Source organism: Kyrpidia tusciae DSM 2912 (assembly GCF_000092905.1).
GTDB classification, from domain to species: domain Bacteria; phylum Bacillota; class Bacilli; order Kyrpidiales; family Kyrpidiaceae; genus Kyrpidia; species Kyrpidia tusciae.
The window spans coordinates 2935911-2950735 of the sequence record NC_014098.1; the positions used below are offsets into that span (position 1 = coordinate 2935911).

At 60.8% G+C, this 14825-nt stretch carries 12 protein-coding genes; 7 read left to right on the forward strand and 5 right to left on the reverse strand.

Features of this window, described 5'->3' with window-relative positions; translation table 11 throughout:
* Window position 1: 1 nt before the first annotated feature.
* Window positions 2-3226, reverse strand: coding sequence for an ATP-binding protein (locus BTUS_RS14310; RefSeq protein ID WP_013076776.1), 3225 nt, complete (start codon window positions 3224-3226; stop codon window positions 2-4).
* Between the two features lie 316 nt (window positions 3227-3542).
* On the opposite strand from BTUS_RS14310, the gene BTUS_RS19010 reads away from it, so the two are divergent.
* The 4 genes from BTUS_RS19010 (at window position 3543) to BTUS_RS14325 (ending at window position 7391) form a co-directional block, all read left to right on the forward strand.
* The gene (locus BTUS_RS19010) at window positions 3543-4016 is read left to right on the forward strand and encodes a hypothetical protein (protein WP_052300649.1); all 474 of its coding nucleotides are present in this window, start codon (window positions 3543-3545) and stop codon (window positions 4014-4016) included.
* Window positions 3932-4705 (forward strand): alpha/beta fold hydrolase, encoded by a 774-nt coding sequence (locus BTUS_RS17690; RefSeq protein ID WP_245543328.1) that lies wholly within the window; start codon window positions 3932-3934, stop codon window positions 4703-4705. Before BTUS_RS19010 ends, BTUS_RS17690 begins: the two co-directional genes overlap by 85 nt.
* Window positions 4706-4926: 221 nt before the next feature.
* Window positions 4927-5337, forward strand: coding sequence for a hypothetical protein (locus BTUS_RS14320; protein WP_013076777.1), 411 nt, complete (start codon window positions 4927-4929; stop codon window positions 5335-5337).
* Between the two features lie 122 nt (window positions 5338-5459).
* Complete coding sequence (locus BTUS_RS14325; protein ID WP_013076778.1) at window positions 5460-7391, forward strand: GGDEF domain-containing protein; 1932 nt, start codon at window positions 5460-5462, stop codon at window positions 7389-7391.
* A gap of 16 nt (window positions 7392-7407) precedes the next feature.
* On the opposite strand, the gene pstB is transcribed toward BTUS_RS14325, so the two are convergent.
* From pstB to pstS, 4 genes are all read right to left on the reverse strand, one after another.
* Entirely contained in the window at window positions 7408-8196 is a 789-nt protein-coding gene (pstB, locus tag BTUS_RS14330; protein WP_013076779.1) for a phosphate ABC transporter ATP-binding protein PstB, read from the reverse strand.
* A gap of 7 nt (window positions 8197-8203) precedes the next feature.
* Complete coding sequence (gene pstA, locus BTUS_RS14335; protein WP_013076780.1) at window positions 8204-9106, reverse strand: phosphate ABC transporter permease PstA; 903 nt, start codon at window positions 9104-9106, stop codon at window positions 8204-8206.
* A complete protein-coding gene (pstC, locus tag BTUS_RS14340) occupies window positions 9094-10023 on the reverse strand; it encodes a phosphate ABC transporter permease subunit PstC (protein WP_013076781.1) in 930 nt (309 codons plus the stop codon). Before pstC ends, pstA begins: the two co-directional genes overlap by 13 nt.
* A gap of 91 nt (window positions 10024-10114) precedes the next feature.
* A complete protein-coding gene (gene pstS, locus BTUS_RS14345; RefSeq protein ID WP_218917972.1) occupies window positions 10115-11221 on the reverse strand; it encodes a phosphate ABC transporter substrate-binding protein PstS in 1107 nt (368 codons plus the stop codon).
* Between the two features lie 321 nt (window positions 11222-11542).
* Between pstS and BTUS_RS14350 the strand changes: the two genes are divergently transcribed.
* The 3 genes from BTUS_RS14350 (at window position 11543) to fba (ending at window position 14781) form a co-directional block, all read left to right on the forward strand.
* The gene (locus tag BTUS_RS14350) at window positions 11543-12724 is read left to right on the forward strand and encodes a phosphoglycerate kinase (RefSeq protein ID WP_013076783.1); all 1182 of its coding nucleotides are present in this window, start codon (window positions 11543-11545) and stop codon (window positions 12722-12724) included.
* A gap of 13 nt (window positions 12725-12737) precedes the next feature.
* The gene (locus BTUS_RS14355; RefSeq protein WP_013076784.1) at window positions 12738-13625 is read left to right on the forward strand and encodes a LysR substrate-binding domain-containing protein; all 888 of its coding nucleotides are present in this window, start codon (window positions 12738-12740) and stop codon (window positions 13623-13625) included.
* A 292-nt stretch (window positions 13626-13917) separates the two neighbouring features.
* On the forward strand, window positions 13918-14781 hold the full coding sequence (gene fba / locus BTUS_RS14360) for a class II fructose-1,6-bisphosphate aldolase (RefSeq protein ID WP_013076785.1): 864 nt from the start codon (window positions 13918-13920) through the stop codon (window positions 14779-14781).
* Window positions 14782-14825 lie beyond the last annotated feature (44 nt).

The window sequence follows — 14825 nt, forward strand, 5'->3', positions numbered from 1 at the left end:
ATCATGAACGCTTCAGCTCTTGCAAAAAAGGACATTCCTCGTCCGGCCGCCGCACCTTCAGGTACACCGCCGTGTCCGCGCCGTCGTTCGCAACACCGGCCAACACCTCAAACAACTCGCCCAGTTCCCGCATGTCTTCGGGACCGGCGTCCGTCAACTCTAAACGCAGGCGGCCTCCGTGGGGCAACTCCAAACCTGTGATGTCAAGCTCATCCAAAGTGGTTTTGGCCCCTTTATTGAACAGACTGCCCAACCGCCTCAACAACGGGAGAAACCGGTCCGCCCCTTCCCTCCCGTCCAGCGTAAACTCCTGGGGCGGGGTTTCCATCAGCCCCCGCCGCAGCGCTTCAGACCTGGAGACCAGCTCGTCGGATGGCTGAAGTTCATAATAGATCGCTCGTTCCGGGGGGATCACTTCCGCTTTTCCGCCCGGCGCCGGGGAGACGTGAACAATGAACACCGATCTGTCTTGGATAAGATCGGTTAGGACCTGGGAATAATCGCCGTGCGAAAGGATGTCCTCCCGATCCCCGTAGCGGTTTCGGAGGTCGGCCACCGTGACGGAACCGTAGTCTTGCACCAGATTGCGGACCTCCTGGCGCCACTGGACGGGATCGATGGGCTTCTCCCCTTTCCACCCCCGTTGTCTGGCCCCCTGCAACGTCACAAGCCCATAACCCGGCTCCCGGAGGTCCAGCCCCAAGGGAATATCCACATCCTGATCATAGAACTCGTCCGGCCGCCCGGCCTCCTCCGCCCCCATCCGGTACAGGCACCACTGGCCGGTCTGAACCCCCAGGCGGACGATTCGATCCACCATCCCGGGGTTCTCGAGAATTGGCCACCTCCGCAAACACAGGAAGTTGCGCCGCAGCTCAGAGACGGACACTGTGTCGCCGTGCTCGAAAAATAACGGGCGAAACTGAGGCAGCAAGTCTGTCGAGTCCAACCTGTCCTCAGTGATGAGCTTCATTGCGTCCACCAGGATCTTCCGAATCTCTTCAAGGAAGGGGAAACCCTTTTCCCCACCCGCCGTCTTAATGTCGTGATCAATGATCTTCCCGGTCAGGGTATCGCTGTAATACAGGCGGGTGTATGCCCCCGACACCGCCGCTTGTAGCGCTTGTTCCCGTTCTGTGCGACGCTTTTTAAAATCGGACTCGTCAAGGCGCCTGGGATTGACGCCGTAACTCTGGGGCTTGTCCGCCAGAATCTGCATCGCCTTCAGTTGCCGGGCCAGGGTCTCAAGGTGTTGACGCGTTTCCGCGCCCCGGGTGGGAAACAGATTCTGTTGCTCGCTTTCATGGAGCACGGCCACCGTTTCAGGTACCAACAAAAAGATGAGATTCTGTTGTTCCCGGGGCCGGTGCGCTCCTGCCGTGGTCACCATGGCCATAAGATCCACGCTCTCCGCCGTCAGGGACACCACCCCGAGCACCGGCCGGCCTTTGCCGTCCGGCAGGTCCTCTGGCAGGGACACATCGTGCTGGATTTGGAACAAGGGCGAATGGCCGCCGATGATCTTTCGCACTGTGTCGTGGAGCAGATCATCCACCTGTCTGGCCTGTACCGTCCGCCGAATCCGCGCCAGGACGCTGTTGATCGTCGGCTCCTCGCTGGCATAATACCGCCCCTGCTCAAAGCGGAGATAAAAGGCGCTTTCTTGGATCTCTTCCAGCGCCGTGCGCACCTGAGGAGGAGTCAGCCCCGGAAAGGACACGTCAAACAGGGCCTCGGGCTCTGTGATTCCGAAGATCCGGGAATTCAGGCCCTCGTTTCGACCCACCAGGCTGTGCAGGAACACCGTTTTCCAAGTGTATTCGTACAGTGGATAGCCCTCCGGATGCGGGTTGCGCCGGTCGGCCAACTGGGCGTTGCTCATCCCCCCTTCTAACGACTGGGTGTCCACGCTGCCGACATCGGTATTGAGGATGTAGAGGAGATCCGAACTGCCGGTACGCCCAAGAATTTCGTTCACCACCCGATCGGAGCGCATATCCAAGTGACATGTGTGGATCATCGGTGCGGCTTGGTGATTCATCCACAAACTCCGCACCACGAGAGACAATACCCGCAGCACGCCCCGGGTTCCTTGGAAATGCTCGGCGCTGGCCAGTTTCTTGTTCAAGAAGTCCACCAGGGTGGGGTGAAAAGGGTAATGGGCCACCATTCGGGCCCGAAACCCGTCGTGAATGGCCTCGTCCGGGAGGTAGCTCGCGTTTCGCCGATACATGTGCATATACTCCTCCGCCACCGACTCTGCCGCCTGGCGGTCGATAGACACAAAAAGCCGCTTGGCGAACACCGAAGAGATCTCCGCAGCCATCACCGGGGTGATCTGCACGGCATCCCGGGCCACGACACTGGTGACTCCCCGGACCGCCTGCTCCCCCAGGCTCAGAGCATCGTCCTCACTGATCTCTTCTCCTCGAACTTGACCCACCAGTTGCGCCAGGCGCGCCGTCTGCCTGGCGAAGGCATCCGCCGCGCTGGCCAGGGTGAGGACAATGGAGATCCCGGAGTGGTTCCGGGCATATCCGTGCAAAGACATCAGAAAGGCCGCCAGTTGGCCCGAGGCGTCCGGCCGAGCCGCCTCCAGCCTGGCCGCATACTGGGCAAGCTCGTCCAACATGATGAGCGCTTTGCGCCCGCCAAATACTCTTTCAAAATATGTACGGCCGGGTGCCGCATAGGAACCGGCCTCTTCCTCCACTTCTTCGTAGAGGGCCGGACCCCCGATTTGATACGCGATCTCCCCCCACAATGTGTAGGGAACCAGATCATCGCCTTTGGGCCGGTGGACGGGAATCTCGTCCCCGGCCACCCCCACCACCGCCACCGTTCCCGGCTCGGGCAGGAGTCCTGGATCCAGAATGCCCTGCACTGCTTCTTTGAGCTCCGTTCCTCTGAAGGCAATATGCGCACAGGCGATGAGGGTATGGGTTTTGCCGCCGCCAAAGGCGGTTTCGAGCCGATGAATGGCTGGGGCCATGCGGTCGCCGGCGATGCGGCTAAAAATCTCCGTCACGGCCTGGCGCAGCCCTTGGGTGGGATAAGTGGCCTCCCGGAAGAAAAGTTCCGCATGAGTGTACAGAGGATCGATCGTCTCCCGGCCTTCGCGATAATAGGCCATGATGGGACTGAGGGATGCGGTAAACACTTCGGGATTGAAAGAACCTGCGAGAAGTTCCGGCCGCGGCCGACAGGTGTCCAGGACCGATACCATGCATAAGCCCCCTTTTCAACGTACCGCCGTTCTGCCGGGCCCGGCGGGCTGCGATGGCACACGGCGACCCAGCGCAACTGGGGGTTTTCTTTAGTATAACGTGTAATTTTTCCATAGTATATACCGTCTCTCGAGATCTTCCCGATCGAATCGCCCGTTGAGCCTCCCTGCCGCCCTTCGCGGAGGTTCGTTCATCTTTTCACATCTTCGTCGCAAAATTGGCCCTTTCGAGTCATGGGCGCGTCGGGATGGACCCGGGTACCATCAAAGCTGGACTTGTGGATCTCATCCTTCTCCACCAAGGAGGTGCCTGTTGATGAAATCGATGCAATCCCTCGCCCGAGCCTCTCATCCCGCTCCCGACAGGGAGCTGGCCGTCCGCCCCCGCCCCTTCCGCACTATGACCCGGGCCAAAACGATCGCCATGTCGGCCGTCGGTCTCTGCATGCTGCTCACCGGATGCGCTCCCGGAGACAACGCCGCTGTATCGTCAGAATCGAAAGACAAATCCCAGGCCACCACCGGCGCCGTCGTCACCCATCAGCACCGCATTCCTTGTGCGGATCCGGGCATCGAACTCTACTTGAAAGAAAAAGTCCTGGCAACCGGCACTGCGGCCACCCCATCCCCAACCAAAGCGGTCCTGTTCCTGGAGCCCTTCGGGGTGCCCACTGCCGAAGCCTTCGACCTCCCCGGTATTCCTGGATGGACCATCTCGCTCGACAGGGATTCGACACCTGGGCATTGGATTTTCGCGGGTTCGGCCAATCCACCCGCCCCGTGGCCATGACCCAGCCGCCCAACCAGACTGCTCCCGTGGTTCGACTGAACGACGTCCTCAAAGACGTGGATGCCGCTGTCACCTTCATCAAGACCAGCCGGGGTGTATCCTCGGTAGATCTCATCGGCTGGTCCTACGGCGGCGTGGCCGCCGGTGCCTACGCGGCCCAGCACCCGGAGAACGTTCACCGTTTGGTCCTCTACGGCGCCATGCACGGATTCCGGTTGCCCGGCATGACCCAACCCATGGAGGAGAAACCCGGCGTACTGAAAAAAGACATCCCGGCCTATCAATTGGCCACCTTCGCCATGACCATGCAACATTGGAACATGATGATGAACGGCCGCCCCTTGGTCAGCGCCGACGCTGTGGAGGGGGCAAAAAAGATCTTTATGGAATCGGATCCCACTGCTGAGGACCGCAATCCTCCCTCGGTGCGCCGGCCCATGGGACCCATGGTGGACCTGTATGCCATTTGGTCCGATAAGCCGATTTTCGACGCCGGGAAGATCCTAAGCCCGACTTTGGTCGTCCGGGGAGATTCCGACTTCTTCGCAGACCCCACGCTCTTTGGCAAGTTGACCGCCGCAAGAGAGAAAAAAGAGGTGGTCATCCCCGAGGCCACCCACTGGGCCATCTATGAGAAAAACCGCGGAATCTTGCTAGACCAGACATTGAAATTTCTCCAGGCATCTTGAACCGGTACAGCGGCCCGATGTGCCAAAACATCAGCCCATGCGGGCGCGGCCGGTCGGCGGGATAGCACCCCGTTCCTCCGGCTTTTTTTTGCTGGTGAAACCCGATCCCGCGTCTTGCCGAGACCGCCTCCGCGCCCATCCCCGGAAGCCCCGTTGTCCACCTGCGCCCCGGTCCACAGGGACCCGGGGCTAGCAGCTCGTGTGGAAAGGAGTCGATTCCCGTGTTCATCGTCCATCGTCATCACCTGAAGTCGGACACCTTCCGGCGGGTGGCTCGAATTCTGGACCGGGCCGGATCGGATGCCGAACTGGAGGAGGCTCTGCGGGATGTCATGTTTCAAATATCCCGGGCCACCGCCTGCCGTCTCCCGGGACAATTCGCCGTGCGGCAGTTTCGGATCGGCCGACTCCGCGTGTCTTACGACGCCTCGGTGGAAGCCTATTGTATCCAGTTCGACCCCGGCCGGGAACCGGCTCGGGCTTCTACTCAATATCATTGCGTTCCTTTGCGACATTTTTGGATGGCCAATGCGGTATACGACGAAAGCGGCCACCTTTTCGCCCTGGAACTCATGGGCAACCCCGGCGCCGAAACCCCTGTTCCCCTCGCGCCGGGAACCCGCCCCTCGTGAGTGGATAGAGCCGCCGAGCCCGCTCCCCTCCATATCGCGGAATTTTTAAACATCCAGCACTCAATTTTAACGAAACCTATGCTATGATTGTTTTATCATGAGAGTATCGGGGGGGAGTGGACATGAGCAGTCTGGGTTCAAAATTGTCCCGGTGGGCCAGGAAGCTCCATGTGCCCCTCAATGGGAAAGACGCGGCCACTGCCCTGGAGAACGCCGAGCAGGCCCTGGACAAGGCGAACAAAGAGGAGGTGCTGGCGGCCAAAAACCAGGTGGACGCCTTAGAAATGGAGAAATTCCGGGAGTTTGCCGACCTGCTGCTAGACGAGGCCATCCATACGGTGTACCAACCCATCCTCCGTATGGACTCGGGGCGGATCATCGGGTATGAGGCCCTCTGCCGGGGACCGGCGAACTCCTTTTTCACTTCCCCCCTCAACCTGTTCGCCTACGCGGAAAAGACCAATCACTTGTACGACCTGGAGCGAATCGCCCGAAAAAAAGCCCTGGCCGGTCTGACGGAACTTTCCGGCGCCATGCTGTTCCTCAACATCAACCCCAAGGTGGTCCACGATCCCACCTTCCGGGCGGACGAAATCCGGGACCACCTGCATGAGATGGGGACCACGCCGGATCGCGTCGTCTTCGAAATCACCGAACGCACGGGCATTGAGGATTTTCCCAGCTTTCGTAGATTTCTGGAATACTACCGCCAGCACGGGTTCAAGGTGGCGGTGGACGACGCCGGGGCGGGATATTCGAGCCTTCAGGCTGTGGCCGAGCTGCAGCCGGATTTTATCAAAATCGACCAATCCCTGATCCGGGACATCGATCAGAACGCCACCAAGCGCATCCTGGTGGAGACCTTTCTCACCTTCGGCGAGAAGACCGGAGGCCACATCATCGCCGAAGGAATTGAAACCGCCGCCGAATTGGCCACTCTCCAGGGGCTCGGAGTGCCCTTTGGCCAGGGGTTCTTCCTCGCCCTCCCGGCCTATCCCCCGCCCCCCGTCGATGTGGCGGCCGCACGACTGATGAAAGAAAACGATACACAATCCGTCCGAGACCGAAACTCCCGCCTCGGCCGCATCGTTCCCGTCGGGGGCATCAGCCAAGGGGTGACCACCATGAACATACATACCGTGACCAAAGATGTTGTGGATTTTTTCACCGGGCACCCCCAGGTGGAGGGGGTCGCCGTGTTGGGGGACGATCATCGGCCCGCGGGGCTCATCATGAGGGACAAGCTGTTCAACCAACTGGGCACCCAATTCGGTTTTGCCGTTTACACCGAGCGGCCCATCTACCTCGTCATGGACCCCCAGCCCCTCATCGTGGAAAACGACACCCCGGTGGAGGTGGTCAGCCAGCTCGCGATGGCCCGGCAGGACCACAAAGTGTACGATTCGATCATCGTGACGAAAAATGGGATTTACCACGGCCTGGTGTCGGTGCGTCAGTTGCTCGACGCCATCACCGGCATCCAGGTGGAGGCGGCCCGTTTCGCCAACCCCCTCACCGGCCTCCCGGGCAACCGCCTCATCGATGAAGAGCTCCTGAGCCGGCTCCACGGCGGACAGCCCTTCAGCGTCATTTACACCGACCTGGATCATTTTAAGGGGTTCAACGACCGCTACGGCTTTGAGCGGGGGGATCAGGCCATCCAAATGACGGCCGCGATTCTCACCGAGGAGGTCGGCCGCTTGGGCCGGCCCGACGACCTGGTGGGGCACATCGGGGGAGATGATTTTATCGTTGTGACCCGCCCGGAGGTATCCGAGGCGATCTGCCGGGCCATCATCCGGGCCTTTGACGCGAGGGTGCCGGAACTCTACGACCCCGAAGACCGGGCGCGGGGGTACATCGACTCCCGGGACCGCCAGGATAGGCCCGTCCGCCTGCCCATCATGACCGTCTCCCTGGCGCTCATCGACTGTCGGCCAGGCCAGTACCAGAGCCCGGAAGAATTGTCCCGGATCGCCGCGGAGTTGAAAAAATATGCCAAATCCAGGGAGGAGAGCATCTTCGTGAAGGAACGCCGCCACCGGCCGGGTTAGGGAGCCACATGTCGCCCTACAGTACTCCCCCGTCTCCCCGCCCGGTGATGTAGTTCTCCGTCCGCCGATCCCGAGGCCGGATGAACACCTCGGGGGTCGATCCGTATTCGATCAACTCCCCTTGATACAAAAAGGCGGTATAATCCGAGACCCTCGCCGCCTGCTGCATATTGTGGGTGACCAGCACAATCGTGTACTTTTCCTTTAACTCCCGCATCAATCCCTCGATGTGGATAGTGGCGATGGGATCCAGGGCGGAACTCGGCTCGTCCATCAACAGCACTTCCGGCTCCACCGCCACGGCCCGGGCGATGCACACCCGCTGCAACTGCCCGCTGGAAAGTCCCCCGGCCAGATCGTGCAGCCGGTCTTTCACCTCATGCCACAGCCCCACCTGGCGCAGGCACGATTCGGCCTTGTCTTCCAGGAGCCTGCGGTTTCGAACGCCGTTGAGGTACAGCCCGGCGACCACATTTTGAAAAATCGACAGGGTGGGAAAAATGTTCGGCGTCTGAAACACCATCCCCACCCGCCGGCGCACCTGGGCAGGGCTCAAATCCCGATAAATATCCTCACCGTCGATGTATATGTTTCCCGACACCCGGGCGCCGGGCACCACTTCATGCATGCGATTGAGGCAGCGAATGAACGTCGACTTCCCGCACCCCGAAGGCCCGATCACGGCAGTGATGGAATGATTTTTGACAGAAAGATAGATTCCTTTTAACACCTGGTGGTCATCGTACCACGCCCGGAGCCCCTCGATCTGCAACTTCGAGGGAGCCGGTTGAAATGCCACGGCCATCGGCCCGTCACCTCCTGATTCTGTACCCCGGGAGCAGGAGGCGCACCAGGAGCATCGGCAGAACGATGATCACGATGAGCACCAGCGCCCCGGTCCACGCCAGCTTGTGCCACGCCGCAAAGGGCGCCGCTGCATACCGGAAAATTTCCATGGGCAAAGAGGAGATCGGCTGGGTGAGATCCAGAGAAAAATAGTCATTGTTCAGCGCCGTGAAAAAGAGGGGAACCGGATCTCCGGCGATCCCCGCCACGGCCAGGGTGATCCCGATCCCCACCCCCCGGCCGGCCGAGGGGAGCACCACCCAAAGCACTGTGCGCCAATAGGGGATCCCCAGGGCCATGGCCGCCTCCCGCAGCCCCTGGGGCACCAGGCGAAGCATCTCTTCGGTGTTGCGCGCCACCACTGGAAGCATCACAATGGCCAGCGCCAATCCCCCCGCCAACGCGGAAAATGTCTCCATCTTCACCACCACCAGGGTGTAGATAAAAATCCCGACGGTGATCGAAGGCATGCCGCTCAACACATCGGCGGTGAACCGGACGACCTGCCCGAGTCTCCCCCGCCGGCCGAACTCCGAAAGGAAAATCCCCACCGCCACCCCCCAGGGCACGGCGACGGCGCAGGCCAGGCCCACCAAGACCAGACTGCCGGTGATGGCGTGGTACACCCCCCCGCCCGACATTCCCACCGGCGCCGGCAGTCGGGTGAAAAAATGCACGCTCAGCCCCGGGACACCCTTCAGGAGAATGTAGCCCATCACGATCAGCAGCACGGCGAGGAGGACCAAGGTGGCGGCCAGGCTGAGTCCGGTCATGAACCGGCTGTACGCCTGGCGCCGGACGTCCGCCGAGATCTGGATCCGGGGCGCCTCACGCACCGCCGGTTCGGCCCATGGATCTACAGGCTCCATTGTTTGACCCTCCGACTGATTTGATAGATGAGAACACGCGCCAATATATTGATCACCAGCGTCACGAGAAACAGCACGAGGGCGATGTGAATCAGCGCCGCCAGATGCAGCGGATCCACCGCCTCGGTAAACTCGTTGATGATCACGCTGGTCATGGTGTGGGCCGGGGCGAACAGCGACCAGGCGATGTCCGGCCGGTTTCCGATCACCATGGTCACCGCCATCGTCTCACCGATGGCTTTGCCGAGCCCCAGGGTGAAGGCGCCGACGATACCCGTTCGGGCGTAGGGAAGCACCGCCCGGCGAACCACCTCCCAGGGCGTCGCCCCCAGGGCGATCATCGCCTCCCGCTGCCCCGCCGGCACCACCTCCAACACTTCCCGACACACCGCGGCAATCACCGGGGAAATCATGATCGCCAGGACCACCCCGGCGGCGAGCATCCCGATGCCCATCGTTGGCCCCCCGAAAAACGGCAAAAACCCCAAGCCCTGTTTGAGAGCGGGTTCCACGTAGCTCCCCAGCCAGGGAGCCAGAATAAAACTCCCCCACAGGCCGTAGATGACGCCGGGGACGGCCGCCAACAGGTCAATCAAAAACCCCAGGGGCGTCTTCAACCTGCGGGGCGCGAACTCCGAGATATAAATCGCCGCCCCGAGGCTGATCGGCCCGGCGATGAGCAGGGCCAGGACTGTAGAAACCAGGCTGCCGTAGATGTAGGGCAGGGCCCCGAACCGGTGGTGAACCGGATCCCACTCCCGGCCGATCAAAAAAGAGGCTCCAAAGGTCTGTACCGACGGCTCCGCCGACCGCCAGATCAGCAGCGCCATGAGCACCACCAACACGATCAGCCCGAGGGCCGCCCCGGCTGTGATTCTCCAAAACCATCGATCGCTTCCCTCGTGAATCGCACCCAACCCCTTTCCCCGTCCGGGCCTGGTGCCCGGTCGATCCTGATCCCTTGGGCCTGGCTTGATGCCCGGGTCGGCTGCCCGATACCCCGGTCCCCTACGGCCCGGCGAGCAAGGGCCGCCCCTGCGCCGTCATGCTCTTCAACTTCTGCTCCACCTTCGTCAGCACTTCCGGGGGCAGAGGGCCGTAGGCCAGAGGCGGCGCCATTCGCTCCCCGTCGTGGACCGCCCACCACAAAAACTTCGCCAACGCCCGCCCCTTGTCCGGGTCGGCCTGATCTTTGAAAACCAAGATATACGTGAACCCCGCGATGGGGTACGCATTGTCCCCCGGAGCGTTCACAATGGAGACCCGCAGATCGTCCGGCATGCTCGACGCCGCCCCGGCTGCCGCTGCCGTCGTAGTCTCCAGGCTCGGCGCCACGAACTTGCCGGCGCGATTTTGAATCAAGGCGTAGGGCAGATTGTTCAGCAAGGCATAGGACAACTCCACATAGCCGATCGCTCCGACGGTGGACTGGACCTGACGAGAAACCCCTTCACTGCCTTTGGCCCCCACCCCCAACGGCCAATTCACCGATGTCCCCATCCCCACTTGAGCGTTCCAGGTCGGACTGATTTTGCTCAAATAGTCCGTAAACATGTTCGTGGTGCCGCTCCCGTCGCTCCGGTGCACCACGACGATGTTCTGGGCCGGCAACTTAGTGACGGGATTGAGCGCCACGATCCTGGGATCATTCCATTTGGTGATGCGGCCCAGGAAAATATCCGCCAGGACCTCTGGAGAGAATTGGACCGGGCCCTTGATGCCGGGCAGATTGTAGGTGATGGACACCGCACCCAGAACAGTCGGGATATGCAAAATCTCCCCGGGCATTTTCTTCAGCATGTCGTCCGTCAAGGGGGCGTCACTCGCTCCAAAATCGATCACTTTTTTGCTGATCTGCTCGATTCCCCCGCCGCTGCCGATCGATTGATAGTTGATTCTGACATTCGGCGTCAAACGACCGTACTCGTCGATCCAACGGGAGTACAACGGATACGGAAACGTGGCCCCGGCGCCGTTCAAAAGCGCCGCTCTGCCGCCGGATCCGGGCAGCGGCACCCCTGTTGAACCGGACCCCGCCCCGAACCCCCCGCAGCCGACGACCCACACCATTCCCAGGAAAACTGACGCCATCAGCGCAACAATTCTCCCTAACATCTCCCAGCCCTCCCCCATCTGACACTCAAGGGCAATTCGTCTCTCAGGGCATCCCGTCCGTTCGCGAGGATCTTCGTACCACACCCGGACCCTACTGTTTTCTTGGATTGTACAACTTCCATGTTAAATAAAAATCATCCTTGGATTATAGATTCGCAAAGGGACGATGAGACTTCGATGAACCTTTGACATCCACCCGTTCACGAAATATTCAACAATCGGGCCAATTCCCCCGCTTGACTTTCGATTCACTTGCGAAAAGAATTAAATAATCGTGCATGTTCCCATGCGACGATCATTTCGCGCAAAGGAGGTACGCCTGTGAAAGCCACGATTCGCGACGCGGATGTGACCCATCGCCGGGTGTTCGTTCGAGTCGACTACAATGTGCCGATAAAAGACGGACAGATCACCGACGATACCCGGATCCGAGCCAGTCTGCCGACGCTTGAAGACCTGATTCAACGGGGGGCCAAACTGATCCTCGCGTCGCACCTCGGCCGACCCAAGGGTGCGGCCGACCCCGCGTACAGCCTTGCGCCGGTCGCCGCCCACCTCTCTCGCCTTCTCCGCCGCCCGGTGGCCTTCCCGGGCCGCGTCGTCGGGCCAGAGCTCGCCGAGTTCGCCCAGCGCATGCAGCCGGGGGAGGTCCTCCTGTTGGAGAACGTGCGGTTTCACCCGGGCGAAACCCGCAACGACCCTGAACTGGCCCGGTCCTGGGCCGATCTCGCCGAACTTTATGTGAGCGATGCCTTCGGAACGGCGCACCGCGCCCACGCCTCGACCGTGGGAGTGGCCGAACATCTGCCCGCCTACGCCGGGTACCTCATGGACAAAGAAATCACCGTACTGTCCCGGGTGCTCACGGCACCCCAACGCCCCTTTGTCGCCGTCATCGGCGGGGCCAAAATCAAGGACAAAATCGGCGTCATCGAAAGGTTGTTGCAGAAAGTGGACGTGCTTCTGCTCGGCGGCGGTCTTGCCAACACCTTTCTCGCGGCCAAAGGCTTCGACGTCGGGGCATCCCTTTACGAACCTGACAACGTGGACGTGGCCCGCAGGCTGCTGGAGCAGGCCGAACTCCAGGGGACCAAATTGCTTTTGCCGGTGGATGTCGTCACCGCTCCGGCACCAGAACCGGATGCCCCCCGAGAGATCGTCGATATTTCCTCGATCCCGGATGGTTCCCAGGCCTTGGACATCGGACCGAAAACGGTCGAACAGTACCGACGCGAACTGTTGAGTGCAAGGCTTATCCTTTGGAACGGGCCCATGGGCGTGTTCGAAGTCCCGCCCTTCGCCGAAGGCACCTACGCCGTGGCCCGGGCCGTGGCCGACTCGGAAGCGGAATCGGTGATCGGCGGCGGAGATTCCCTGGCCGCCATCGAGGGCGCGGGACTCGCCCACCGGATTTCCCACCTGTCCACGGGCGGAGGCGCCACCCTCGAATTCCTGGAGGGAAAGATACTCCCGGGCGTCGCCGTTTTGCAGGACCGGGCGTAACCGGTGATGTCCGATGGAATACCTCAACCTGCGCAGACTGTACGTCTTTCAAACGGTCGCCAAACACCTGAGTTTCTCCCGGGCGGCCGACGAACTGTACCTGAGCCAACCCGCCGTCTCCCAACACATTCGACTATTGGAAGAATATTTTGACGTCGAGCTCTTTGAGCAGTCGGGGAAAAAAATCGTCCTGACCGAAGCCGGGCTGTACCTGAAGGACGCGGCCAACCAGCTGTTCAAGCAGCTCGAAGCCATCCATCAGACGGTGCGGGACATCCGCAGCCATCATATCGGCAGTCTGAAGATCGCCGCCGATACGACGGCCGGAGCTTTTGTCGTGCCCCCTTTTTTGCACCAGTTTCACGACCTGTATCCGCGGGTCAACATCAAACTCGATGTCGGCAATCGCAGCATGGTGCTGCAGCGCCTCGTTCGCCGGGAGGTCGATCTCGCGGTGATGGGCTATCCCAGGGTACCCGCCAACCTGAAGGCCGATCCGTTCAAAGACAACCCCCTGGTCGTCATCGCACCACCCGATCATCCCCTGACCCGGGAGGCGAACATTCCCCTGGATCGGCTCATGGAGGAACCGTTTCTCATGCGGGAGCGCGGTTCGGGAACCCGAAGCACGGTGGAGATGTTTTTCGACAAACACGGCCTGGCGCCCCGCATCACTATGGAGCTCGGGAGTATCGCAGCCATCAAGGAGGCGGTGGCTTCGGGACTCGGGCTCTCCATCGTCTCCGAGGCGGCGGTGCGGACGGAACTGGAGGTGGGAAAACTCACAGTCCTCTCCGTCGACCATTTGCCGATCATGCGAAAATGGTATGTGGTGTATGCCGATGAACGGAGCCTCTCCCCATTCGCAACAATCTTTCGTAATTTACTGCTTAATTCATAACCTCGGCCGCCGCATGGATAAAATTGGTCGTTCCGACCTGTGTAACGAAGTTCTACCATCCGAGGAAGACATAAGCAACCACGTATCGTAGCATGCGAAAAGATCGATTGGCGTCTCAAAAAAGTGATTGCTATCATGGTAGCAATTCGGTTGTACCGCCACGTGGAACACCCGCCGGGTGTCGCGGGGATCGACCCCACTGAGGTCGGGGCGACCCACCGGGCCGGGCTCGGTGGGGGGGGCCCTGGGTACAGTCGATACCAACACAGACGGATGAAGGAGGCGAACACGTTTGCACGTCCATCCCAAAGCATCGTATCGGGAAGTGCTCGAAGACGCCAATGCCAAAGGATACGCGGTCGGCCAATTTAACCTCAACGGCCTGGAGTACCTCCAAGCCATCGTCGAAGTGGCCGAAGAAGAACGGTCCCCGGTCATCCTCGGCGTGAGCGTCAGCTCGATGAAGTACATCGGCCTGCACTATTTGACCGCCCTGGCCGATGCGGCGAAACTCCGGGCCCGGGTTCCGGTCATCCTGCACCTCGATCACGGGCCGAACTTCGAAGTGGTCCAACAGGCCATCCGGGGCGGGTTTGATTCGGTGATGTACGACGGCTCCGAGCACGAACTGGAACGGAATATCGCCGAAACGCGCCGGGTGGTGGACGCCGCCCACGCCGCGGGTGTGGACGTCGAAGGGGAGCTCGGGCAGATCGCCGGGACGGAGGACGAGGTGTCCGTGGACGAGCGGGAGGCGATGCTCGCCCGGGTCGACGATGCGATCCGCTTTGCGGAGGAGACGGGGATTGACGCCTTGGCCCCGGCCCTGGGGACGGCCCACGGGATGTATCGGACAGCACCGGAGATCGATTTTGGGCGCCTTGAGAACATTTTCGAAAAGACGAAAAAGCCCATCGTCCTGCACGGAGGATCCGGTGTCCCCGACGACGACGTCCGCCGGGCGATCTCCCTGGGAGTGGCGAAGATCAACGTCAACACGGAGGCCCAAATGGAATTTAACCGGATTGTTCGCGAAAAGCTCGGTAATGATCCGAAATTGTACGACTCGCGCAAATATTTAGGTCCAGCAAGGGACGCCGTGAAAGAGATCGTGCGGAAAAAGATTCATCTGTTCGGCAGTCACAATCGATATTGATGATGCGCATTCCCGATCCGCGGCCGGGGCGCAGCGGCTGAACA

Excerpts from the sequence above, each read along its gene's own strand:
- BTUS_RS14310 (WP_013076776.1), bottom strand. The coding sequence starts at position 3,226 with ATGGTATCGGTCCTGGACACCTGTCGGCCGCGGCCGGAACTTCTCGCA.
- BTUS_RS19010 (WP_052300649.1), top strand. The coding sequence starts at position 3,543 with ATGAAATCGATGCAATCCCTCGCCCGAGCCTCTCATCCCGCTCCCGAC.
- BTUS_RS17690 (WP_245543328.1), top strand. The coding sequence starts at position 3,932 with ATGGACCATCTCGCTCGACAGGGATTCGACACCTGGGCATTGGATTTT.
- BTUS_RS14325 (WP_013076778.1), top strand. The coding sequence starts at position 5,460 with ATGAGCAGTCTGGGTTCAAAATTGTCCCGGTGGGCCAGGAAGCTCCAT.
- pstB (WP_013076779.1), bottom strand. The coding sequence starts at position 8,196 with ATGGCCGTGGCATTTCAACCGGCTCCCTCGAAGTTGCAGATCGAGGGG.
- pstA (WP_013076780.1), bottom strand. The coding sequence starts at position 9,106 with ATGGAGCCTGTAGATCCATGGGCCGAACCGGCGGTGCGTGAGGCGCCC.
- pstS (WP_218917972.1), bottom strand. The coding sequence starts at position 11,221 with ATGTTAGGGAGAATTGTTGCGCTGATGGCGTCAGTTTTCCTGGGAATG.
- BTUS_RS14355 (WP_013076784.1), top strand. The coding sequence starts at position 12,738 with ATGGAATACCTCAACCTGCGCAGACTGTACGTCTTTCAAACGGTCGCC.